The 23,391-nt window shown below is 65.0% G+C and carries 17 protein-coding genes; 13 read left to right on the top strand and 4 right to left on the bottom strand.

The window, feature by feature from the left end:
• Positions 1-13 precede the first annotated feature (13 nt).
• On the top strand, positions 14-1,237 hold the full coding sequence (locus MSP7336_RS12335) for a cytochrome P450 (RefSeq protein WP_113963802.1): 1,224 nt from the start codon (positions 14-16) through the stop codon (positions 1,235-1,237).
• Positions 1,237-1,824, top strand: a complete 588-nt coding sequence (locus MSP7336_RS12330) for a TetR/AcrR family transcriptional regulator (protein ID WP_113963801.1) — start codon at positions 1,237-1,239, stop codon at positions 1,822-1,824. Before MSP7336_RS12335 ends, MSP7336_RS12330 begins: the two co-directional genes overlap by 1 nt.
• Here the strand turns inward: MSP7336_RS12330 and MSP7336_RS12325 are convergent.
• Both MSP7336_RS12325 and MSP7336_RS12320 read right to left on the bottom strand, forming a co-directional pair.
• Positions 1,805-2,944: an acyltransferase family protein gene (locus tag MSP7336_RS12325; RefSeq protein WP_069395467.1), complete on the bottom strand. Its 1,140-nt coding sequence runs from the start codon at positions 2,942-2,944 to the stop codon at positions 1,805-1,807. The two genes, MSP7336_RS12330 and MSP7336_RS12325, sit on opposite strands and share 20 nt — an antisense overlap.
• Positions 2,941-4,608, bottom strand: a complete 1,668-nt coding sequence (locus MSP7336_RS12320) for a DEAD/DEAH box helicase (protein WP_113963800.1) — start codon at positions 4,606-4,608, stop codon at positions 2,941-2,943. The genes MSP7336_RS12325 and MSP7336_RS12320 overlap by 4 nt, the downstream gene beginning before the upstream one ends.
• A gap of 93 nt (positions 4,609-4,701) precedes the next feature.
• Between MSP7336_RS12320 and MSP7336_RS12315 the strand changes: the two genes are divergently transcribed.
• Positions 4,702-5,262 (top strand): LppP/LprE family lipoprotein, encoded by a 561-nt coding sequence (locus MSP7336_RS12315; protein ID WP_244917453.1) that lies wholly within the window; start codon positions 4,702-4,704, stop codon positions 5,260-5,262.
• A 117-nt stretch (positions 5,263-5,379) separates the two neighbouring features.
• A complete protein-coding gene (locus MSP7336_RS12310; RefSeq protein ID WP_113963799.1) occupies positions 5,380-8,784 on the top strand; it encodes a TM0106 family RecB-like putative nuclease in 3,405 nt (1,134 codons plus the stop codon).
• A gap of 7 nt (positions 8,785-8,791) precedes the next feature.
• On the opposite strand, the gene MSP7336_RS12305 is transcribed toward MSP7336_RS12310, so the two are convergent.
• The gene (locus tag MSP7336_RS12305; RefSeq protein WP_113963798.1) at positions 8,792-10,774 is read right to left on the bottom strand and encodes an MFS transporter; all 1,983 of its coding nucleotides are present in this window, start codon (positions 10,772-10,774) and stop codon (positions 8,792-8,794) included.
• Between the two features lie 428 nt (positions 10,775-11,202).
• Here MSP7336_RS12305 and MSP7336_RS12295 point away from each other — a divergent pair, with 428 nt between their 5' ends.
• A complete protein-coding gene (locus MSP7336_RS12295; protein ID WP_069395577.1) occupies positions 11,203-11,955 on the top strand; it encodes a hypothetical protein in 753 nt (250 codons plus the stop codon).
• A 259-nt stretch (positions 11,956-12,214) separates the two neighbouring features.
• Positions 12,215-15,475: a multifunctional oxoglutarate decarboxylase/oxoglutarate dehydrogenase thiamine pyrophosphate-binding subunit/dihydrolipoyllysine-residue succinyltransferase subunit gene (locus tag MSP7336_RS12285; RefSeq protein ID WP_113963797.1), complete on the top strand. Its 3,261-nt coding sequence runs from the start codon at positions 12,215-12,217 to the stop codon at positions 15,473-15,475.
• Between the two features lie 10 nt (positions 15,476-15,485).
• On the opposite strand, the gene MSP7336_RS12280 is transcribed toward MSP7336_RS12285, so the two are convergent.
• Positions 15,486-17,201 carry an MOSC and FAD-binding oxidoreductase domain-containing protein gene (locus MSP7336_RS12280; protein WP_113964888.1) on the bottom strand — a complete coding sequence of 572 codons (1,716 nt, stop codon included), beginning with the start codon at positions 17,199-17,201 and terminating at the stop codon, positions 15,486-15,488.
• Positions 17,202-17,410: 209 nt separating this feature from the next.
• Between MSP7336_RS12280 and MSP7336_RS12275 the strand changes: the two genes are divergently transcribed.
• The 7 genes from MSP7336_RS12275 (at position 17,411) to MSP7336_RS12245 (ending at position 23,382) form a co-directional block, all read left to right on the top strand.
• A complete protein-coding gene (locus tag MSP7336_RS12275) occupies positions 17,411-18,283 on the top strand; it encodes an alpha/beta fold hydrolase (RefSeq protein ID WP_113963796.1) in 873 nt (290 codons plus the stop codon).
• 67 nt (positions 18,284-18,350) lie between these two features.
• Positions 18,351-19,037, top strand: a complete 687-nt coding sequence (locus MSP7336_RS24250; RefSeq protein WP_113963795.1) for a TetR/AcrR family transcriptional regulator — start codon at positions 18,351-18,353, stop codon at positions 19,035-19,037.
• 111 nt (positions 19,038-19,148) lie between these two features.
• Positions 19,149-19,805 (top strand): TetR/AcrR family transcriptional regulator, encoded by a 657-nt coding sequence (locus MSP7336_RS24245; RefSeq protein ID WP_244917452.1) that lies wholly within the window; start codon positions 19,149-19,151, stop codon positions 19,803-19,805.
• Between the two features lie 164 nt (positions 19,806-19,969).
• Positions 19,970-20,839: a DUF427 domain-containing protein gene (locus MSP7336_RS12260; RefSeq protein WP_113963794.1), complete on the top strand. Its 870-nt coding sequence runs from the start codon at positions 19,970-19,972 to the stop codon at positions 20,837-20,839.
• A 178-nt stretch (positions 20,840-21,017) separates the two neighbouring features.
• The gene (locus MSP7336_RS12255; protein ID WP_113963793.1) at positions 21,018-21,722 is read left to right on the top strand and encodes a haloacid dehalogenase type II; all 705 of its coding nucleotides are present in this window, start codon (positions 21,018-21,020) and stop codon (positions 21,720-21,722) included.
• 80 nt (positions 21,723-21,802) lie between these two features.
• The gene (locus tag MSP7336_RS12250) at positions 21,803-22,882 is read left to right on the top strand and encodes a zinc-binding dehydrogenase (RefSeq protein WP_220178587.1); all 1,080 of its coding nucleotides are present in this window, start codon (positions 21,803-21,805) and stop codon (positions 22,880-22,882) included.
• Entirely contained in the window at positions 22,879-23,382 is a 504-nt protein-coding gene (locus tag MSP7336_RS12245; protein ID WP_181786716.1) for a DUF417 family protein, read from the top strand. Before MSP7336_RS12250 ends, MSP7336_RS12245 begins: the two co-directional genes overlap by 4 nt.
• Positions 23,383-23,391: the final 9 nt, after the last annotated feature.

Here is a 23,391-nt window from a genome sequence, read left to right as displayed (position 1 = left end):
GTACGAATAAGACATGACGACGACGATGTCTCACAAAGCGCGCTTTGAGCTCTGCACAGCCGACACCTGGCCCGCCCCGTGGGCGATGTACAAAGCGCTGCGCGATCACGACCCGGTGCATCACGTCGTCCCCACGGACAGGCCCGACCACGACTACTACGTCCTGTCCCGGCATGCCGACATCTGGGCGGCGGCACGCGACCACGAAACCTTCTCGTCGGCGCAGGGACTGACGGTCAACTACCATGAACTCGAACTCATTGGATTGCAAGACAATCCACCGATGGTGATGCAGGATCCGCCCGTGCACACCGAGTTTCGCAAGCTGGTGTCGCGCGGTTTCACGCCGCGACAAGTCGAGGCGGTAGAGCCCAAAGTGCGCGAGTTCGTCGTGGAGCGCATCGAGCGGCTGCGCGCCAACGGCGGCGGTGACATCGTCACGGAGCTGTTCAAGCCGCTTCCGTCGATGGTCGTCGCGCATTACCTGGGTGTCCCGGAAGAAGACCGGACCCAGTTCGACGGCTGGACGGAGGCCATCGTCGCGGCCAACACTGAAGTCAACGGCATCGCCAGCGCCGGCGACGCGGTCACCTCGATGATGACCTACTTCACCGGCTTGATCGAGCGGCGCCGCCACGAGCCCGAAGACGACACGATCTCGCACCTGGTAGCCGCCGGGGTCGGCGCGGACGGCGACGTCGCCGGCATGCTGTCGGTGCTGGCATTCACCTTCACGATGGTCACCGGCGGCAATGACACCACCACCGGGATGCTGGGCGGCTCAATGCAACTACTCCATGAGCGCCCCGATCAGCGCCGGCTTCTGGTCGACAACCCCGATTTGATTCCCGACGCGGTCGATGAGCTGCTGCGGTTGACCTCTCCGGTGCAAGGCTTGGCGCGCACCGCCACTCGTGACGTGACGATCGGCGACACCACCGTGCCGGCGGGACGCAAGGTGCTGCTGCTTTACGGATCGGGCAACCGCGACGAACGCCAATACGGCCCCGACGCCGGTGAGCTCGACGTGCGTCGGTGTCCGCGCAACATCCTGACGTTCAGCCACGGCGCACACCACTGCCTGGGCGCGGCTGCGGCACGGATGCAGTCGCGAGTCGCACTGACCGAATTGCTGTCGCGCTGCCCGGATTTCGAAGTCGATGTGGCCGGCATCGTGTGGGCGGGGGGTAACTACGTGCGACGTCCGCTGTCGGTCCCGTTCCGGGTGCTGTCCTGATGGCCGGCAGCGACTGGCTGGCGGCCCGTCGCACCGAGGTCGCCGCCGACCGGATTCTCGACGCTGCCGAGCAGCTGTTTACCGCCAACGACCCGACGTCAGTGGGGATGAATGAAATCGCCCGCGCCGCCGGATGTTCCCGCGCGACGCTATACCGATACTTCGAGAACCGCGACGCGCTGCACACCGCCTATGTACACCGCGAAACCTACCGGCTCCACGACGTGATCACCGAGAAGATCCGCGGCATCCACGATCCGCGGGAGAGACTTGTCGCCGGTGTCATCACCACGCTGCGTCTGGTGCGCGAAAGTCCGCCGCTGTCATCCTGGTTCGCTGCCACTCGCCCGCCGCTGGGGGCGGAGATGGCCGAGCGGTCCGAAGTGATCACGAAACTGGCGGCCGCGTTCGTCAATCAGCTGGGTAACGACGATCCGGCCTTGGTCGAACGACGCGCCCGCTGGTTGGTCCGCGTGATCACCTCACTGCTGATCTTCCCCGGGCACGACGACACCGACGAGCAGAGGATGATCGAAGAATTCGTGGTGCCGGTCATGACCGGCCGGCTCAGCCGCGCACCCGAGTGAAGCGGTGCAGCAGCCACGCCAGCGGGATGGTGATCACCAGCGTCGCGACGAACAGGTTCAGCATCGAGCCGGTGTAGACCGGGTATCGCACCACCTCGACCATCGCGATCTCCATTGTGACCAAATGGATCAGGAAGATCTCGTAGGAGATCTCGCCCAACCACACCATCGGTCGGCTTGCCAGCACTCTGCTGTACCAACCGCGGTTGCCCAGCGCCAGCGGCGCCACCGCCAGCGCGGCGATGGCCGCGTAAAAGCCGGACTTGACCAGCGCTTCCGCCAGTCCCTGCGGTGACGTGGTCGGTGCGCCGGCGATAGGGGTAGCGGCGATCAGATAGCTGATCAGCGCCAACGGTATCGCGACGAACGCATAACAGCGCACGCCCATCGCCTGCAGCACCGCCAGCGCCATCCCGGCCAGGAACCACGCCAAGTAGGTGGGCAGCCACAGCCGAGCGCCGTTGGGCACGGAGGTGACAGAATGCACCAAGACCAGCCACGCCGGGGTAATCAAGGACAGCAACGCCAAAGCGGTCAACAACCGAACGGGTTGCCACCGCCGCTTGCACACCCTCACCAGCAGCAGGTAGGCCAACACCGGCAAAACTACGTAGAACGCGGCTTCCACCGCCAGGCTCCACATTTGGGTGAGTCCCTGATGCAGATACGAGCCCAGGTAGTTGCCGGTGTAAATCTGCGTCAACGTGAGGTTGCGCACCAAGCCAATCCAGTTGTGGCCAGGATTCGGGCCGGCGGTCCGGAACTGATAGACCAAGTAAGCGGCCAGCACCGTGACGACGTAGGCCGGCATGATGCGCCGTACCCGGTGCCACGCATAGCGACGCACCGACGGCGCCGGGCCGTCGGCCGCGATCGCCTGCACCCATGGCCGGAACAACAAGAAGCCCGACAGCACAAAGAAGATCGGCACCCCGATCTCCATCCGTGAGCCGAGCAGCCCGGCGTACCCGTGCGGATATTTGCCGGTTGTGTATGCCGCGTGTGTGCCCACCACGAGTAATGCGGCGACCGCGCGGATACCGGTCAGCGACGCAACGCGGTCCGGCCCAGCAACTTGCTCGAGTCCCCCCTGGGCTTCCTGGGCGTCCGAGACGGTCATCCGGCGTTTTTCCGCCGCGGTTTGGCGCCGTCTCGACGATCCGGTCGCAGATTGATCAGAACGCCCGAAATACGGGTGCGCTCAAGCGCTTTGAGCGCAGCACGGGGCAATTTGGCCGGCAACTCCACTAATGAGTAGTTCGGGCCGATCGAAATATGTCCGAAATCGCTGCGGTGCAGGCCACCCTCGTTGGCGATGGCGCCGACGATCGCACCCGGGCCAACCTTGTGCCGCTTGCCCACAGCGATGCGGTAGGTGGCGAACCCGTCTTTTGGTCCGCGTGCGGGCTTGGCCGACCGGTCCCGGCGCTCTGGCGGGCGACGGTCGGGCGGTGGCTCCGGCGGCATGAGAAACGACTCGCCGTCGCGGGACTGCACCGCGAGGGCCGCCGCGATGTCGGCCATCGGAACGTCGTGCTCGCGTTCGTAGTCCTCGACCAGTTTGCGAAACAATTCGGTTCCCGGAGACCCGATTGCATCGGTGATGGAGTCGGCGAACTTCGCCACCCGCTGCGCGTTGACGTCTTCCACGCTGGGCAGTTCCGCCTCGATGAGCTTTTGCCGGGTTGCCTTCTCGATCGACTTGAGCAGGTGGCGTTCGCGTGGTGAGACGAACAACAGCGCGGCACCCGATCGTCCTGCCCTGCCGGTGCGTCCGATCCGGTGCACATAGGACTCGGTGTCGTGCGGGATGTCGTAGTTGAGCACATGCGAGATGCGGTCGACGTCGAGTCCGCGGGCGGCGACATCAGTGGCGACCAGAATGTCGAGCCCACCGTCACGCAGCGCACTGATGGTCCGCTCACGTTGGGCCTGCGCAATGTCGCCGTTGATGGCCGCCGCGGAAAACCCTCGCGCACGCAGCCTTTCGGCGACTTCCTCGGTGGCCTGCTTGGTGCGGACGAAGACGATCATCGCTTCGAACGGCTCTACCTCCAGGATCCGGGTCAGCGCATCCATCTTGCGCGGGCCGGCAACTTGGATGTAGCGCTGCGAAATGTTGGCAGCCGTCTTGGTTTTGGTGTCGATGGAGACCTCGAGCGGCTCATGCAGGTATTTGGCCGTCAGCTTGCGGATCGCCGGCGGCATCGTCGCCGAGAATAGGGCAACCTGCTTGTATTCGGGGGTGTCGGCCAAGATTCGCTCGACGTCTTCGGCGAAGCCCATCTGCAGCATTTCGTCGGCCTCGTCGAGCACCAGGTAGTCGAGGTGCGACAGATCCAGTGTCCCGCGTTCGAGGTGATCGATGATCCGGCCGGGGGTCCCGACGACGACTTGCGCTCCGCGTTTGAGCCCCGACAGTTGCACGGCATACGAGGATCCCCCGTAGATCGGCAACACGTTGATCTGCGGCAGGTGCGCACCGTAGCGGCTGAACGCCTCAGCGACCTGTAGGGCAAGTTCACGGGTGGGCGCCAACACCAGTGCTTGCGTCGCTTTGCTACCGGTATCGATCTTGGACAGAATCGGAATCGCGAATGCGGCCGTCTTACCGGTGCCGGTCTGTGCCAACCCCACCACGTCTGACCCGGCCATCAACGCCGGAATGGTCGCCGCCTGGATGGCCGACGGCGACTCGTAACCGACGTCGACGACGGCCTGCAGCACCGAGGGGTGGATCTGCAGGTCGGCGAAGGAGGGAGTCGCGTCGTCTTGGGAGGCCATTGCCCAACGAGTCTAGTGCTCGTACTGCAACGATCCGGGTGTACAGCCGTGCCTGCCACACTCGCAGGCCGGCTGCCGGTACGGTGCTGCGTTGTGTGGAAGGGGTTGACGGGTGCCGTCGTGGTGACCACGGCCACCCTGACCGGCTGCGGATCAGGCGATTCGACCGTCGCCAAGACGCCGGAGGCCAGCACACCGCATCCGAGCACAGCCCCCGGCAGGGCCGCTCCCCCGCCGGCGGTCCTGACGCCGTCCGGTGGCGCCGCGCCGGCCGACCCGTGCGCAATCGATCTCGCCAATCCCGCGATCGCCCGGGCGGTTTCCGAGCTGCCTCGCGATCCGCGCAGCCACCAACCCTGGAACACCGAGCCAGTGGCGGGCAATTACAGCGAGTGCGCCCAGCTGTCGGCGGTGATCGTCAAGGCCAACACCAACGCCGAGAACGCCAACACCAGGGCGGTGATGTTCCATCTCGGCAAGTACATTCCGCAAGGGGTGCCCGACACGTACGGGTTCACCGGCGTGGACACGTCGCAGTCCACCGGTGACACGGTGGCGCTGACCTACTCCGGCGGGATCACCGGGTTGACCAGCGTGGTGAAGTTCCACTGGAACGGCAACGGGGTGGAGCTGATCGGAAACACCCCCGGCTAAGCCCGCCCACCCCTCTGCCGCGAGCGGGCGTGTTTGTACGTCGACACGCCGCTGCGGGCGTACATTTGCGCCCGCTCGCGGCACCGGGGTGTCGGATGGCTGACTTACAGTGGCGCTGTGTTCGTCATCGACGACAACGTCGTCTACAGCGCCTCGGACCTTGCGGCAGCGTCCCGATGCGAATACGCGCTGCTGCGCGCATTCGACGTCAAGCTTGGCCGCGGTCCGGCGGTGGCCGTCGAGGACGAGCTGCTGGCCCGCACCGCTGAACTCGGTGACGAGCATGAACGGCGCCAACTCGACCGGTATCGCGACGAATTCGGCGATGCCGTTGCCGTCGTCGGCCGTCCCGCATACACCATCGCCGGGCTGAGTGCCGCGGCCGATGCCACCCGGCGGGCCATCGCCGCCGACGCGCCGGTGGTGTATCAGGCGGCGATGTTCGACGGCCGCTTCGTCGGGTTTGCCGATTTTCTGGTGCGCGACGGCGCGCACTACCGCGTCACCGACACCAAGCTGGCCCGCTCGGCCAAGGTCACCGCGCTGTTGCAGCTGGCCGCCTACGCCGACACGCTGGCGCGCTCGGGTGTCGCGGTGGCGCCCGAGGCCGAACTGATGCTCGGCGACGGCACCGTGCTGCGCTACCGCGTCGATGAGCTGATTCCGGTGTATCGCGCCCAGCGGTCCAGGGTCCAACGGCTGCTCGACCAGCACTACGCCGCAGAGCAACCGGTGTCGTGGGAAGACGAGCGGGTGGGGGCGTGCTTCCGCTGTCCGCTGTGCCAAGAGCAGGTGCGGGCCACCGACGATCTGTTGCTCGTCGCGGGAATGCGGGTGAGCCAACGAGCCAAGCTGCTCGACGCCGGGATCAGCACAGTCGCCGAACTCGCCGATCACGCCGGCCCGATACCCGACCTGGCGCCCCGCGTCCTGGCCAAGCTCACCGCGCAAGCGAAGCTGCAAGTCACCGAACGCCGAACCGGCACTCCGCAATTCGAGATCGCCGACGCCCAGCCGCTGGCGGTGTTGCCCAACCCCGACGACGGTGATCTGTTCTTCGATTTCGAAGGCGACCCGATGTGGACCGCCGACGGCAGCCAGTGGGGGCTGGAGTACCTGTTCGGCGTCCTGGAAGCCCGGGGCGCTTTTCGTCCGCTGTGGGCCCATAACCTCGCCGAGGAACGTAAAGCCCTGACCGACTTTCTGGCCATGGTGGCGCGTCGGCGCAAGCGTTACCCCGGCATGCACATCTACCATTACGGGGCCTACGAGAAGACGGCGCTGCTGCGGCTCGCCGGGCGACACGGCGTCGGCGAAGACGAGGTCGACGAACTGCTGCGCAGCGGAATACTGGTCGACCTATATCCATTGGTTCGCAAGAGTATCCGCGTTGGCGCTGAGTCGTTCGGCCTGAAGGCCTTGGAGCCGCTCTTCATGGGCCGGGAGCGCGCCGGTGACGTCACCACCGCCGCGGATTCGATCACCCAGTACGCCCGGTTCTGCGCGCTGCGCTCCGACGGCCGCCACGACGACGCCGCCATGGCGCTCAAAGAGATCGAGGAATACAACCACCACGATTGCCGGTCGACGCGTGCGCTGCGTGACTGGCTGCTGATGCGCGCCTTCGAAGCCAGCATCACACCGATTGGCGCTCAACCTGTTTCGGATGGCGGTAGCGTCGAGCCAGCTGATTCGCTGGCAGCCACCCTGGCCGAATTCGCCGGTGACTCCGCCGTCGACGACCGTACCCCGGAGCAGACGGCGGTCGCGCTGATGGCCGCCGCGCGCGGCTATCACCGCCGCGAGGATAAGCCGTTCTGGTGGGCCCACTTCGACCGATTGAACTATCCGGTTGAGGAATGGTCGGATGACACAGACGTTTTCCTCGTCGAGGACGCGTCGGTAACAACAGACTGGAATCAGCCCCCACGAGCCCGCAAGCAGCAGCGCAGAGTGCGGCTGGCCGGAACACTGGCCCGCGGCGAACTCAAGTCCTCAGTGTTCGCGCTGTACGAACCGCCCGCCCCGCCAGGGTTGACCGACCATCCGGATCGTCGAGCGGCAGGCCACGCCGACGTGATCGAGGCCGACGATTTCACGGTGCCGACCGAAGTGGTGATCTTAGAACGAACAGCCAAGGACGGCAGCACCTTTCACCAGCTTCCGTTTGCGCTGACGCCGGGCCCTCCGATCGGGACGGCGAAGTTGCGGGAGGCAATCGAGGTGACGGCCGCCGAGGTTGCCGCCGGCTTGCCGCAGCTGCCGCGCAGCGCCATCTTCGACATCCTGTCGCGGCGCGCGCCGCGAACCCGCACCGGCGCGTCGCTGCCACGCCATCCCGACACCGCGGCGGCCATTACCGAGGCGGTGTTGGACCTGGACTCGTCATACGTCGCGGTACACGGACCGCCCGGAACCGGCAAGACCTACACGGCGGCGCGGGTCATCACTCGACTTGTCGCCGAGCACGGCTGGCGGATCGGTGTGGTCGCACAGTCGCACGCCGTGGTGGAGAACCTGCTCGATTGCGCGGTATCGGTTGGGATCGATCCGCAACGCGTCGCCAAGAAGCCCTATGACCGCGCCGATCCGGCCTGGCAACACATCAGCGAAAACGACTACGCCGCATTCATCACCGGTTCGGACGGGTGCGTAATCGGCGGCACGGCATGGGACTTCGCCAACGACAACCGCGTGCCGCGTGGCAGTTTGGACCTGCTGGTGATCGATGAGGCCGGCCAGTTCTGTTTGGCCAACACCATCGCGGTCGCACCCGCGAGCCGAAACTTGCTGCTGCTAGGGGATCCACAGCAGTTGCCGCAAGTCAGCCAGGGCACTCATCCCGAACCGGTCGACGTCTCCGCGCTCGGCTGGCTGGTCGATGGCCGGCGCACATTGCCCGCCGAACGCGGCTACTTTTTGGACCGCACCTACCGAATGCATCCCGCGCTGTGCGAACCGGTGTCGAGGTTGTGCTATGAGGGCCGGCTGCATTCTCATGTCGAACGCACCACCGCTCGTCGTCTCGACGGGTATGAACCCGGAGTTCACGCGCTTGCCGTTGACCATGAGGGCAACTCGACCGAGAGCCCGGAGGAAGCCGAAGCGATCGTGACCGAGATCGCCCGACTGCTCGGCTCGGCGTGGACCGACGAGCACGGCAGCCGGCCGTTGCAGGTTTCCGATGTATTGGTGCTGGCGCCCTACAACGCACAGGTTGTGCTGCTCCGCGAACGGTTGGCCGCGACCGGCCTCGGCGGCGTCCGAGTGGGCACCGTCGACAAGTTTCAGGGCGCACAGGCACCGATGGTGTTCGTCTCGATGACCGCTTCCTCCGTCGAGGACATCCCGCGCGGAATTCCATTCCTGCTCAACCGGAATCGGTTGAATGTGGCCGTAAGCCGGGCGCAATACGCGACGGTCATCGTGCACGCCGAGACGCTCACCGACTACCTGCCCGGCACCCCGACCGCTCTGGTGGATCTAGGCGCGTTCATGTCGCTGATCTCCAGGTTCGACTAGGACTCGTCTAGTAGTCGTCGTCGCGAAACGAATGCCGTCCGTAACCCGCCGACTCGTCGGGATCGGGCCGGTAGTGCCGATTGCGACGCGGCGGCGGTGACGCCTGTCCATGCAGTCCGTGACGCGGTGGGCGCTCGTAGCCGTTGCGATACTCCGAGGCGAATTCGGTGAGCGGCCGGAAGCGCTGCTCGTCGTCGACGTGGAAGCCGTTGTGCGCAAAGCCAATTGGCTCGGGTTTCGGAGGGTCGACTGGGGCATGCTCGACTGGGGCCTGCCGGGTTCTCAGCGGCTGCGTATCGGACTCGTTGACCTCGACCGGCTCGGGTCGGGCCTCGGGAGGACGTGGCACCAGGTATTCAAGATAGTCGTCGAAGTCGTCGGAAATATTGGGCATGGGACGGATCCGTCCGGTCCGGGCGCCCAACCCGTCGAGACGTGATCGGTCGTCCGCGGCGGGCCACCGCCCGGCGGCGTGAGCAGTGTTGGTCGACGGGGTGAAGCCGATCATGAACATCGCACCGGTCACCCCGAAAAGCGCGACAAACGCCGGCAGCAGCATCGCCTGGGACATCGCCGCCGAGAACGGCTCGCGGAGGAACTCCGGTAGCTGCAGCGCCCCGCCGTCGGGTGCCTCGCCATGCAGGCCACCCGGCATCGGCGGCAGCTCTTCGGTGATCCTCCACGTCATGAACGCTGCGATGCTGGCGCTGCCGAGCACCGCACCGACCTGCCGGGTCGTGTTGTACACACCCGAACCGGCGCCGGCCAGACGGGCCGGCAGGTTGCGGGTCGCGGTCGCGCCCAGTGGCGACCAGATGAACGCCATCCCGACGCCGAGCGTCACAAACGGCAAGGCCAGCCGCCAGATGGGCGTCGTCGGCGTCATCTCGATCGACAGCCAGGTCAGCGCGATCGCCAATATCGAGAATCCGAAGCCGATCACCGACCGGGGGTGGGCGCGGTCCACAATCCTGCCCACGATCGGGGCGAGCAGTCCGCTGGTGATCGCCATCGGAGCCGTCAGTAGCGCCGAGCGCGTCGGCGACAGTCCGCACGCCGCCTGTGCGTAGAACACCAACGGCAGCACCATCGCCGCCGCGGCGACCCCGATGACCGCCACTCCGACCGTGGACAGGCTGAAATCGCGGTCCCGAAAGATATCCAGCGGTATCAGCGGCTCGCGGGTGTTGACCGACTGCCAGTAGACGAAAGCGACCATGAAACCGATCCCGGCCACCATCACCGCCCAGATCCACGGCGCCCACCCCGCGGACTGGCCCTGCTGGAGGGCGAACACGATCAGGAACATCCCGACCCCGGACAGTGCGACGCCGGCGAGATCGAAGCGGTGCGGGTGGGTGGGCAACGCCGGGACCAACCAATACGCCAATCCGAGCCCGATCACGCCGATCGGGACGTTGACGATGAAAATCCACTCCCAGCCGGACGCGTCGACCAGGATGCCACCGGCCAGGGGACCCACCAGGGTGGCCATACCGGCGGTGGCGCCCCACACGCTCATCGCCACGCCACGACGATCGGGCCTGAAGATGCGGGTGATCGTCGTCAATGTCTGCGGCGTCAGCAGCGCGGCGCCGATGCCCTGCACCACCCGTGCGGCGACCAGCATGCCCACGCTGGCGGACAGACCGCACCACAACGACGCGGCCGTGAACACCGCCAGGCCGGTCAGGTACACGTTCTTCGGGCCGAACTGATCACCGAGTCGGCCGGCCACCAGCAGAGGCACCGCGAAGGCGAGCAAGTAGGCGCTGGTCACCCAGATGACCGTGTCGTATCCGGTTCGCAGCTCGGCCATGATGCTGGGATTGGCGACCGCGACGATGGTCGAGTCGAGCAGGATCATGAAGAAGCCGACCATCATCGTCCACAGCGCGGCCCAGGGGTTTCGGCTGTCAATCCGCGTCCTCGGCGGCGCACTGCGTCGGGGGCGTCCACCCGGTGCCCGAGTAGTCGCCGTGGGCGTCATGTGTTCACCTCGTCTCGGCCCCCGAAGCCCATGTCCTGCTGCCACTGCAGCCGACCGGAACGCAGCGAGTTAACGAACCGTCGCAGCCATGAAACTCGGCTCGCGTTGCGGTCAGCAAGTAATCCAACGCCGCCGGATACCCGACGGCCGGCGTGACGCCGGCGTCGCGGAGCGCCGTGATCTCGGCGGCTCGGGTCTCCATTGCCCCGATGCGCTCGTCAACGGCATTCGCCGCGGCCTCCGAACCGAGAGTATCGATGCATGCAAGTGCGCTGACAAGCCGCGGTGTGTCCGGTCGGGATTATTCCCGGTGGACCAGTTACGACGGCGCCTGCCCCACCTTCGGCGCCCGCGGCGTTAGCCTGGAGCAACGCCATTCGTCCGGCGACCAGGAGTAGCCGGCAACCGGGCACAGCTACGGAGGCACTATGAGCTCCCGAAGGAGCAGGTCCAAGGCGGACCCGCAGACCGCCGACAACGGCAAACCCAAGGCATCCGTGCGCGCATTAGCGCACGTCATCGAGCGTGTGTCGCGTTCACAGGCGCCCTTGGCGAAGACATATGTCGACCGGCTGCGCCACACCGACCCAGGCGCATCCCCGGCTGCGATCGTCTCCAAACTGGAAAAGCGTTACCTGGCCGCAGTGGCGGCCAGCGGGGCGGCAGTGGGTTCGGCTGCGGCGCTGCCGGGCGTGGGGACGGTGGCCGCACTCTCTGTTGCCGCGGGGGAAACCGCGGTGTTCCTGGAGGCGACCGCTTTCTTCGCCTTGGCGGTCGGCGCGGTGCACGGCATCTCCACCGACGACCGGGAACGACGCCGGGCTTTGGTGCTGTCCGTGCTGGTCGGCGACGACAGCAAGCACGCTCTGGCAGAACTGATCGGACCCGGCCGCACCAACGGGGCCTGGCTGTCCGATGGCGTGGCGACGCTGCCTATGCCGGCGGTGTCGCAGCTCAACTCCAGGCTGCTCAAATATGCCGTCCGGCGGTACACCCTGCGGCGCAGCACCTTGCTGTTCGGCAAGATGCTGCCGGTCGGTGTCGGCGCAGTCGTCGGCGGGGTCGGCAACCGCATCATCGGCAAGAAGATCATCACCAACGCCCGGGAGGCGTTCGGCGCACCGCCGAGCCGCTGGCCGGTCACCCTGCACCTGCTGCCGAGCGTTCGCGACGCGGGCTAGCGGGTCGCCGCCATCGAGCCCGCGGCGATCGCAAGCGCGGCGAAGCCGGGCGCAGCGGGTCGCCGCCATCGAGCCCGCGGCGATCGCAAGCGCGGCGAAGCCGGGCGCAGCGGGTCGCCGCCATCGAGCCCGCGGCGAGTCTGCTTTCAGGACGCCATCACAGCGGTGTCGACGACGCCGACGCGGATCCTCGGCAAAGGGTTAGCCTTTATGGGGCGGAAACCACAGGACCGCTGTAAGTGAGAGGCGAGCAGCTGCCGTGAGCAGTACGAATTCACCATTCGGGCAAAACGAATGGTTGGTCGAGGAGATGTACCGCAAATTTCGCGACGACCCCTCCTCGGTCGACCCGAGCTGGCATGAGTTTCTGGTCGACTACAACCCGGAGGCGACGAGCGACGTAGCGACCGCGGGTGACGGCCGCTCGACAGCCCCGGCTGCGCCGGCCGCCCCCGCCCAACCCGCGCCNTCTCTGGTCGTGGCCGGGATCAAACGTTGCGAGACGATGCGCTTCGCACAGTTCGTCACCGCCTATGAGGACATAGTCCGCCGCGCCCGCGATGGCAAGCTAACCGCTGAAGACTTTGCCGGCGTGACGATTTCGTTGACGAACCCCGGGACCATCGGCACCGTGCATTCGGTGCCGCGACTGATGGCCGGCCAGGGCGCCATCATCGGTGTCGGCGCAATGGAATACCCCGCCGAGTTCCAGGGCGCCAGCCCCGAACGGATCGCCGAACTCGGGATCGGCAAGCTCATCACGCTGACCTCGACGTACGACCACCGCATCATCCAGGGCGCGGAGTCGGGCGACTTCTTGCGCACCATCCACGAGATGATCCTGTCGGATGAGTTCTGGGACGATATCTTCCGCGAGCTCTCCATCCCCTACGAGCCGGTGCGATGGCGTCCGGACAATCCGGATTCGATCGTCGACAAGAACGCCCGTGTCGTCGAGCTGATCGCGGCCTACCGCAACCGCGGACATCTGATGGCCGACACCGATCCGCTGCGGCTGGACAACAACAGGTTTCGCAGTCACCCCGACCTCGACATCCTGACCCACGGCCTGACGCTGTGGGACTTAGAGCGCGTGTTCAAGGTCAACGGATTCGCCGGTGCCCAGTCCAAGAAGCTGCGCGACGTGCTGGGCTTACTGCGCGATGCCTACTGCCGCCACGTGGGCGTCGAGTACACCCACATTCTCGAACCCGAACAGCAGAAGTGGCTGCAGGAAAGAATCGAGGTCAAGCACGAAAAGCCCACCGTCGCCCAACAGAAATATATTCTGAGCAAGCTCAATGCCGCCGAGGCGTTCGAAACTTTTCTGCAGACCAAATACGTTGGGCAGAAAAGGTTCTCACTGGAGGGCGCCGAGGCCGTCATCCCGATGATGGACGCCGCGATCGACCAGTGCGCCGAGCACGCGCTCGACGAAGTCGTGATCGGGATGCCGCACCGCGGACGACTCAACGTGCTGGCCAATATCGTCGGCAAGCCGTACTCACAGATTTTCAGCGAGTTCGAAGGCAACCTGAATCCGGCACAGGCGCACGGTTCCGGTGACGTCAAGTACCACCTCGGTGCCACCGGTACGTACATCCAGATGTTCGGCGACAACGACATTCAGGTCTCGCTGACCGCCAACCCGTCGCACCTGGAGGCCGTTGACCCGGTACTCGAGGGATTGGTGCGGGCCAAGCAGGATCTGTTGGACAAAGGCATGTCCGAGGATGGCTTCTCGGTGGTGCCGATGATGCTGCACGGCGACGCCGCGTTCGCCGGGCAGGGCGTGGTGGCCGAAACACTGAACCTGGCGCTGCTACCCGGCTACCGGGTCGGCGGCACCATCCACATCATCGTCAACAACCAGATCGGCTTCACCACATCGCCGGAGCACTCCAAGTCCAGCGAGTACTGCACCGATGTCGCAAAGATGATCGGGGCGCCGATCTTCCACGTCAACGGCGACGACCCCGAGGCGTGTGAATGGGTGGCGCGGCTGGCGGTGGATTTCCGTCAGACGTTCCACAAGGACGTCATCATCGACATGCTCTGTTACCGCCGTCGCGGTCACAACGAGGGCGACGACCCGTCGATGACGAACCCGTACATGTACGACGTCATCGACAACAAGCGCGGGGTGCGCAAGAGCTACACCGAAGCGCTGATCGGCCGTGGCGATATCTCGATCAAGGAAGCCGAGGACGCCCTGCGCGACTACCAGGGCCAATTGGAGCGCGTCTTCAACGAGGTCCGCGAACTGGAAAAGCACGGCGTGGGTCCCAGCGAATCGGTGGAGTCCGATCAAATGATCCCCGCCGGGCTTTCCACGGCCGTGGACAAGTCACTGTTGGCCCGGATCGGTGATGCGCATCTGGCCATGCCGGAAGGCTTCACCGTGCACCCGCGGGTCAAGCCGGTGCTGGAAAAGCGGCGGGAAATGGCCTACGAAGGCAAGGTCGACTGGGCGTTTGCCGAGCTGCTGGCGTTGGGTTCGCTTGTAGCGGAAGGTAAATTGGTGCGGCTGTCCGGCCAGGACACCCGGCGCGGCACATTCTCCCAGCGGCATGCGGTGATCATCGACCGGGTGACCGGAGCCGAGTTCACGCCGCTGCAACTGCTGGCCACCAATCCCGACGGCACCCCCACCGGTGGTAGGTTCCTGGTCTACGATTCGCCGCTGTCCGAATTCGCCGCCGTTGGCTTCGAATACGGCTACACGGTGGGTAACCCGGACGCATGCGTGTTGTGGGAGGCGCAATTCGGCGACTTCGTCAACGGCGCTCAGTCCATCATCGATGAGTTCATCAGCTCCGGTGAGGCCAAGTGGGGGCAGCTGTCCAACCTGGTGCTGCTGCTGCCGCACGGCCACGAAGGCCAGGGTCCCGATCACACGTCGGGCCGCATCGAACGCTTCCTGCAGCTGTGGGCGGAGGGTTCGATGACGATCGCGATGCCGTCGACCCCGGGGAACTACTTCCACTTGCTGCGCCGCCATGCACTTGATGGAATCCAGCGGCCGCTGATCGTGTTCACGCCAAAGTCGATGCTGCGCAACAAGGCTGCGGTCAGCGACCTCAAGGAATTCACCGAGATGAAGTTCCGTTCGGTGCTCGAAGAGCCCACCTATGAAGACGGTGTCGGTGAACGCGACAAAGTCACCAGGATGCTGCTGACGAGCGGCAAACTGTACTACGAATTGGCGGCCCGCAAAGCCAAGGACAACCGTGACGACGTCGCGATCGTGCGGATCGAGCAGTTGGCGCCGCTACCCAGGCGGCGGCTCAACGAAACGCTGGACCGCTACCCGAACGTCAAGGAATACTTCTGGGTTCAAGAGGAGCCGGCCAACCAGGGCGCCTGGCCGCGGTTCGGCTTGGAGTTGCCCGAATTGATTCCGGATAAATTGGTTGGCCTCAAACGGATTTCGCGTCGTGCGATGTCGGCCCCGTCATCTGGCTCGTCGAAGGTGCACGCCGTCGAGCAGCAGGAGATCATCGACTCGGCGTTCCGCTGAGCCGTCCGGGTCACAGGTCCAGGACCAGATCGTCGCGCGGAGCAGCACAGCAGATCAGTACCGACCCCTCCGCCGGCTCCTCCAGCGGCGGCTGCAAATATGTGGCCGTGCCATCGACAATTGCGGTGAGACAGCTGTGGCAAACCCCACTACGGCACGCGAACCGAGTCGGCACATCGCAAGATTCGGCTAGCTCGAGAATGCTGCCGTAGTCCGGTGACCAGTAGACGGTCAGTCCGCTTCGCGCAAAAGTGATCGCCGGCCCGGTCCCCGGTGCGCCCGCGGGCAGATGCGGGCGTCTGCTGGGCGCCTCGAGCACACCCGGGTTGATGGCAGGCAACGCTCCGAACAGTTCGGTGCGTATCTGGCCGGAGCTGAATCCGCAGGCGACGAGAGTATCGCGCATGGCATCCATGAAAGGAATTGGGCCACAGAGGTAAATAGCGGCGTCGGTCGGAAGGTTCTGAGCCACAATCGACTGCTGGTCGAGTCGGCCGAGGCTGACCTCACCGCCCGCCTGCTGACCTGCGGTGTAGAAAATATGTTGTCGCGCGTCGGGGAGGGCGTCGATCAGCGAGCTCACCTCAGCGGCGAAGGCGTGCGTTTGACTGTTGCGTGTCGTATGCAACCACCAGATAGGACGGGAACTTCGGGCGGCGGCCAGCGCGTGCAGCATGGCCAGCACCGGCGTGGCCCCGATGCCCGCCGAGATCAAGACGACGGGTGTGTCGTCGTCGGTCAGACAGAACTCGCCGCGCGGCGCGGCCGCCTCGACAACCGATCCGGCCCCGACATGGGTGTGCAACCAGCGGCTCACCTGACCGTGGTCTTCGCGTTTCACACTGATCCGGTAAAACCGGGAAGTGGGATCGCCCGAAAGGGAGTAGCTGCGAGTGGGTTTCGGGTCAGTTGCGGTGGGGATCCGGATAGTGAGGTACTGCCCAGGAAGTGGTGTGGGCAGGGTGGCGTGATCATCGGGTTCGAGCCGGATCGACAAGACTGACGGGGTCTCGCGGTGGGTCGCGGTAACGCGCAACGGCCGAAAGCCCGTCCATGCGGGCTCGGCCGTGGTCGTCGCGGCCCGTTGTGCGGTGAGCAGGTCGGAAAACGATTGTTGCCAGCCGGGGCTGAGCGCGGGTATGTCGACGGCCTGGCGGAGTCGGGCCACGTCACGGTCAGGCAGGTACAGCAGAGCGTCGACGTCGGCGACACTGAGCTGACGCGGGCCGCGTCGGGTCAGCACGATCGCGTCGCCGGCCTGTACACGACCTTCGGTGATCACCCGGAAGTAGAAGCCGGGACGATGATGCGCGACGAGCAGATTGGGCATTTCCGGTTCGCCGAGGCGCATTCCGACCCGAAAGCAGGTGACGCGCGGCTGGGTGACCTCGAATTCGGCCTCGCCAACGCGGTAGCGGTCGCCGATGCAGACATCGCTATCGCTGAGCCCGGTGACGGTGAAGTTTTCCCCGAAGTGCGCCGGCTGCAGGTCGTCGCGGTTTAGTTGAGCCTTCCAATAGTCGTAGGACTCAGTCTGGTAGACCAGCACCGCACGTTGTTCGCCGCCGTGTCCGGCAAGGTCACCTTGGCCGTCGCCGTCGATGTTGAGCCGACGCACCATGACCGGGCCGGCTACGGGTGCTTTCCAGATCCCGGTGTGAACCGTTTTATCCCGCCACTGCACGTCTTGAGGCAGGCCGACGTTGACGGACACCAGCCGTGCCATCGGCTGCACAGTCGTCATTGGGCTGCCTCCCAGCGTCAGCAAGTGGGACGGCCAGCCCAGAATATGCGCGCCTTGGACCGAGAGTCAACGCCGGCTAATCGCCGCTATTGCGGATCGCTGTGGATGGTGCATACTGGGATGCACATCCCAAAACGAGTGGACGCGCCGGCGCTCCAGTCGAATCATGCCTCGGCTCAGAAGGATTGCTCATGCCGACTGTTCATCACCGCTTCACCAGCGTCGACAATCATCGGCTTTTCTTCCGGGAAGCCGGCCGCAGCGATGCACCGGCGCTGGTCCTGTTGCACGGCTTCCCGACAAGTTCGTATATGTTCCGGCACCTGATCCCGGCACTGGCCGACCGCTACCACGTGATCGCCCCAGATCATTTGGGCTTCGGACTGTCCGACGCGCCGGGAGTCGAAAGCTTTGACTACACCTTCGATGCCCTGACCGAGTTGACCGCAGGCCTGCTGGCCACGTTGGGCATCGATCGGTACGCGCTGTACGTCCAGGACTACGGCGCCCCGATCGGCTGGCGGCTGGCCCTTGCCAACCCGGCGGCGATTACGGCGATCATCACTCAAAACGGCAACGGTTACGACGACGGCTTCGTGGAAAGCTTCTGGAAAACGGTGTGGGACTACCACTCTGCGCAGACTCCCGAAACGGAGGCGCCGCTGCGGCAGTTTCTCACCCTCGACGCCACCCGCTGGCAATACCTCACCGGTGTGCCCGACCAGACACTGGTCGACCCTGAATCCTGGTATCACGACTATGCGCTGATATCCCGGCCGGGAAACGACGCCGTGCAGCTCAAGTTGTTCCTCGACTACGCCACCAATTCACCACTGTATCCCCGGCTGCACGAGTACTTTCGCTCCAGCAAGGTGCCGCTGCTGGCGGTCTGGGGTCGCGGCGACGAGATTTTCGGTCCGGCCGGCGCCGAAGCCTTTGCCCAAGACCTGCCCGATGCCGAGATTCATCTTCTCGATGGCGGTCATTTCCTGCTGGAGTCTGCGCTGGCAGAAGTCACCGAGCTGATTCGGGTCTTTCTCGCCAAACACCTACCCGCAACCTGAAGAGCACCGGAAGACACAAGTGGGTTGCGTATCCCATAGTCGGCGTCCGAGGGGATAGCCTGAGTTCATGGCCAGCACCGACCTCTCTGACCGAGAACCGTTGACCGCCAAGGGGCGAGCCACTCGCGACCGCATCGTGAAGATCGCGGCGGATTTGATCGTCGACGCTGGACTTTCGGCGCTCACCATGGACAACGTGCGCAAAGCCGCATCCGTAAGCGGTTCGCAGCTGGCGCACTATTTTGCCGATAAGCAAGCCTTGGTGCGTGCTGTCATCGCGCGACAGATCAACGTGGTGCTCGACTTCCACCGGCAGCCAAAGCTGCACGGACTGCAGTCGTTTGAGGACTTCGAACGCTGGATCGATCTGAACATGCGCTACCTGCGTCGCATCGGCTACTCCGGCACACCGACCTATCACGCCCTGACGGGGCAACTCGCGAAGTCCGACGACGCCACCCGAGAGTTGCTGGGAGCGGGCTACTGGCGGTGGGTGGAGCTGCTCGAGCAGGCGATCAAGCAGATGAAGAATCGGGGCGTCCTGATCGCAACGGCCAACCCGCGACAGCTGGCGATGGCTATCGTTGCTGCCCACCAAGGCGGGGGAAGCCTGACCTTCACCTATCGCGAGGATTGGCCACATGCCCACGCCGTGCGGTTCGCGGTGAATTATCTGCGTATGTTCGCCGCCGATCCCGCGGAGCGGGTTGCCCGGCCACTGGGCCGAGTGCGCAAGCGGCGCCAAAAACACTGAGGCGCCGGTCCCTCGCGCGTTGTGACCCTCTATCAGCACGACGGGCGGTACAGTCGACATCTCGGCGAGCAGTAATCCACTGGCTGAGGTAGTGCCAAAGGCAGCGCCATCGTGTCCGACAACGTGCGATTGACCCGCAAGGGAACGGCAACTCGAACGCGCATTGTCGACGTCGCGGCCAAGCTGATGTTCGAGCGCGGCGTCGTCGGCACCAGTATCGATCAGGTGCGCGGTGCGGCCGCCGTCAGCGGCTCCCAGATCGCGCACTATTTCCAGAACAAGCACGACCTGACGCGTCAGGTCATCGCCGCACGCCGAAACGACGTGGTGGCTTTTCACACTACGCCGCCGGTGGCTCCGCTCGACAATATCGAGGCGCTGCAGGCCTGGGCCGATGCCTGCATCGCCGAAGCGGACGCCGTGTACCGCCGCGGCGGATGCGTTTACGGCTCGCTGGCCGGTGAGCTGATCGAAGCCGACGAACAAATTCGCCAGGATCTCGCCGCCGGCTACGAACAGTGGATCGAGCTGTTTCGCGCGGGCCTGACCGCGATGCGCCGCCGCGGTGACCTGCGCCCCGACGCCGACCCACGGCACTTGGCAATCGCGCTGGTGACCGCGCATCAAGGCGGCGCAATGCTCACCCACGCCACCGGCAGTCCAGAGCCGTTGCAGGCAGCGGTTTACGGTGCCGTCGACTATGTACGCTCGTTCGCTACCGCACCCCGACGGCGCCGGGCGCCGTCGGCGCGCAAACGCAAATCCTGAGTCCCGCCCACCCCTGGACAACCTCACCCGGAGTGGCAATAATACTGGGTTATACATCCCATTCTTTTGGGAGTTCATGTCCAGCTGAAAGCCGCTGCACCCGGATTCCGCAGTAGGTGGGCTCGATTTGCAGCAATAGCCTTCGTCGAGGAAGGGAGCAAGCGATGGGTCTGGCATGGCAACAAGGACCACTGAACACCGGATCGGTCGGGCACTTCCTGACACCACAGCCCATGCCGGAACGATTGCTATTCGCTGAGCCGCTGCGCCGCCGGATGCGGGTCCGGTTCGCCGACGAATGGATCGTCGACAGCCAGGACGTGGTGCTGCTGCACGAGCCGGGGCGCTATCCGGTGGCCTACTTTCCACGCGGCGATATCCGGGCCGATGTGTTGGTTGCCGAAGACCGGACCACCAACCATCGCGAACTCGGCGAGGTGCACTGGTTTTCGGTTCGGACAGCAGACCGCGAAGCCAAGCACGCCGCCTGGTACTACCCCACCCTGCCCGATTACGCCGGTCTGCTCGAAGCGCGGGTGGCTTTCGCCTGGCGAGCGATGGACGCGTTCTTCGAGGAAGACGACCGCATCGTCGGTCACGCGTCGGACTTTTACCACCGCATCGACATCCGGAACACCTCACGCCATCTGGTGGTGCGAGACCGCGATCGGGTCGTCGCCGACACCCGCGCACCGCTTGCCCTATACGAGTCGGGTTTCGCGCCGCGCTGGTACGTGCCCCGCGCTGACATCGACGAAGCAGCGCTGAATCCCGTTGATGGGCAGACTTTTTGCCCTTACAAAGGCCTGGCCAGCTATTACAACGTCGGCGACCGCAAACGCGCCGCATGGTGCTACGTCAACGCATGGCCGGAAGTGGCCGCGGTGCGCAACCTGGTGTCGTTTGAACCCGACAAGATCGATGTCCACCTCGACGACACGCAGCTGCACCTCGAGCCCGGTCAGACCGTGGTCTCCCACGGCATCGACCGCGGGCTCGACCCCGACGAAATACTGCAGCAGAGCACGGTCTGAGTGGCGTCGCAATGAAGGCACAACTGGAGGTCGTGATGTTGCCGGTCTCGTCTCGAACGGAATTGGAAGATCGTGGCGTACACGTCAGCGAAACCCGGCATAAGGACAACCACGGCGGCTGGCGCGGGGGATTCCGACCCTGCATCGACGTCCTGCAAGAGCGCGGTCACTCGCCGACGTGACTGCGCCGTCAACGCCGGGTCCGCCGGCAGTACTGGTGTTCGATGTCAACGAGACATTGCTCGACTTCGACGCGATGGCACCGCTTTTCCGGCGGATCTTCGGTGATGGGCGAGTGCTGCGCGACTGGATGAGTCAGCTGTTCATGTACTCGATGACGATGACGCTGTCCGGCAGGTACGTCGACTACTTCACACTCGGGGAGAGGCTGCTGCAGATGCTCGCTGATATCCATGGCGTGACGGTCACCGCGCGGGATCTGCGGGCAGTACGAGACGGCATGTTGACGTTGCCGGCCTACCCGGATGCCACAGATGGCCTTGCCATGCTCCGCGACAACGGTTTTCGCCTAGTCACCCTGACCAACTCGCCACCGAATCCGGACGGGCCGACAGCATTGGAGCATGCGGGCCTAGGCCAGTTTTTCGAGCAAAAGTTCAGCGTCGACGCCGGTCGGGTCTACAAACCCGCTGCGCGGGTCTACCGCCACGTTGCCGACCGGCTTGGCGTGCCAACGTCGGCTTGCATGATGGTCGCCGCACATGTCTGGGACATCATGGGGGCACAAGGCGTCGGGTTCAGCTCGGCGTTGATCACCCGCCCCGGCAACGCGCCGCTGCGGGTCGAGGGCCTGCCGCAACCGACGCTTGTCGCGTCTGACTTGTGCGTGCTGGCTCGGCGCCTGGGCACCGCGCGAGCATGAAGTCGGAGGTGGCGTACGTGGTCGGCTACTTGCGCCCGGACTTTCCAGTACCGAAAGCAACCCAGATGAGAGGGGAACCGATGGAGATTGCCGGCAACCAGGAGTCGTCGGGGCCAGACCAGCTGCCAACGGCGCCGGCGGTGGTTCGAGAAAAGCCCGGCGGAGAATCCATGCGCGCGATCATCTTGGAAAGGTTCGGCGGGCTGGACAGCCTGGTCTACACCGACATCCCCAAGCCGTTGCCGAAAGACGGCGAAGTTGTCATACAGATCAAGGGATTCGGGATCAATCACGCCGAGATGCACATGCGTAGAGGGGAATGGGCGGAGGCCGCGGAAGTCAGTGGCATCGAGTGCGTGGGCACCGTCGACTCGTGTCCTGGCGGGGAGTTTCCGGTCGGAGCCAAGGTGGCCGCACTCATGGGTGGGCTCGGGCGAACCATCAACGGCAGCTACGCCGAGTACACCCGTGTGCGTACCGGCAACGTCGCGCTCATCGAGTCGGATCTGCCGTGGTCGCAGCTGGCTGCACTGCCGGAAACCTATGCGACCGCCTGGACGTGTCTTTTCCGCAGCCTGAACCTCACTGCCGGGCAAACAGTGGTAATCCGCGGGGCCACTTCATCTTTCGGCCAGGCTGCCCTGAAGATGGCGGCGGCCGCCGGTGCGCACGTCATCGCCACCACTCGCAGCCGGGAACGTTTCCCGCTGCTCGAGGAGCTCGGCGCGGCCCGCGTCGAGTTGGAACGGCGCGACCTGGCGCAGCACATCGCCGAAGCCAAACAACTCGACGCAGTGCTCGATTTGGTCGGCAACAGCACGATTCTCGACTCGCTCAACATGTTGCGCCGTGGCGGCACCGCGTGCCTGGCGGGATGGCTGGGTGGACTCGCTCCCATCGTCGATTTCAACCCATTGCTGCAGATGGCCAGCGGTGTGTATCTGTCGTTCTTTGGCAGCTTCGTCTTCGGCACCCCCGGCTTCCCGCTGTCGGACGTGCCGTTGGCGCAGATCGCGCGCCAAGTTGCCGAAGGGCAGCTCGATGCCAAACCCTCACACGTCTTTTCTTTCAACGAAATTCACGAAGCGCACCGAATCATGGAAGCCGGCGAAGCCGGCGGAAAAATGGTCGTCGTCATGGAGCCCGAGAAGGCGGCATGACGATGATCGAGCGCGAACTGCGGTGGGACTGCTTGACAAGCGCCGGGCAAACGATAAGCCGCTACGGCCTGGTGATCGTGTTGGCCTGGATCGGGTTCGGCAAGTACGTCAAGATGGAAAGTCGGGTTCTCATTCAGCACAGCCCGTTGATGTCGTGGGTTTACCACTTCCTGAGTGTCCATGCCGTCGCAGCCGCGTTGGGTACCGCGGAAATCGTCGCGGCCGTTCTCATCGCGGTGCGGCCGTTCTGGCCGAAGGTCTCGGCAGTGGGCAGCGCGATGGCGGTGGTGTTGTTGCTGGGGACGTTGAGTTTTCTGATCACCACGCCAGGAGTCGCGGCGGCTCATGCGGGCCCCATCCCCGTGCTGAGCGCGCAACCGGGCCAATTTCTGCTGAAGGACCTGGTGCTGATCGGGGTGGCGGTGTGGACCCTCGGTGATTCGCTCGTCGCCGCTGCTGCTCACAGGGCCCATGTACACAGAACCGACGGTACCGGCTAACCTCGACAG

The sequence above is a fragment of the Mycobacterium shimoidei genome, from assembly GCF_900417275.1.
GTDB lineage: Bacteria > Actinomycetota > Actinomycetes > Mycobacteriales > Mycobacteriaceae > Mycobacterium > Mycobacterium shimoidei.
Note: the sequence above shows the minus strand (reverse complement) of the source record. Positions and strands in the feature narration are given on the sequence as shown.

Bases quoted from the DNA above. Each gene is read 5' to 3' on its own strand.
- MSP7336_RS12335 (WP_113963802.1), top strand. From the start codon at position 14: ATGACGACGACGATGTCTCACAAAGCGCGCTTTGAGCTCTGCACAGCC.
- MSP7336_RS12330 (WP_113963801.1), top strand. From the start codon at position 1,237: ATGGCCGGCAGCGACTGGCTGGCGGCCCGTCGCACCGAGGTCGCCGCC.
- MSP7336_RS12325 (WP_069395467.1), bottom strand. From the start codon at position 2,944: ATGACCGTCTCGGACGCCCAGGAAGCCCAGGGGGGACTCGAGCAAGTT.
- MSP7336_RS12320 (WP_113963800.1), bottom strand. From the start codon at position 4,608: ATGGCCTCCCAAGACGACGCGACTCCCTCCTTCGCCGACCTGCAGATC.
- MSP7336_RS12305 (WP_113963798.1), bottom strand. From the start codon at position 10,774: ATGACGCCCACGGCGACTACTCGGGCACCGGGTGGACGCCCCCGACGC.
- MSP7336_RS12295 (WP_069395577.1), top strand. From the start codon at position 11,203: ATGAGCTCCCGAAGGAGCAGGTCCAAGGCGGACCCGCAGACCGCCGAC.
- MSP7336_RS12280 (WP_113964888.1), bottom strand. From the start codon at position 17,201: ATGGCACGGCTGGTGTCCGTCAACGTCGGCCTGCCTCAAGACGTGCAG.
- MSP7336_RS12275 (WP_113963796.1), top strand. From the start codon at position 17,411: ATGCCGACTGTTCATCACCGCTTCACCAGCGTCGACAATCATCGGCTT.
- MSP7336_RS24250 (WP_113963795.1), top strand. From the start codon at position 18,351: ATGGCCAGCACCGACCTCTCTGACCGAGAACCGTTGACCGCCAAGGGG.
- MSP7336_RS12260 (WP_113963794.1), top strand. From the start codon at position 19,970: ATGGGTCTGGCATGGCAACAAGGACCACTGAACACCGGATCGGTCGGG.
- MSP7336_RS12250 (WP_220178587.1), top strand. From the start codon at position 21,803: ATGGAGATTGCCGGCAACCAGGAGTCGTCGGGGCCAGACCAGCTGCCA.
- MSP7336_RS12245 (WP_181786716.1), top strand. From the start codon at position 22,879: ATGACGATGATCGAGCGCGAACTGCGGTGGGACTGCTTGACAAGCGCC.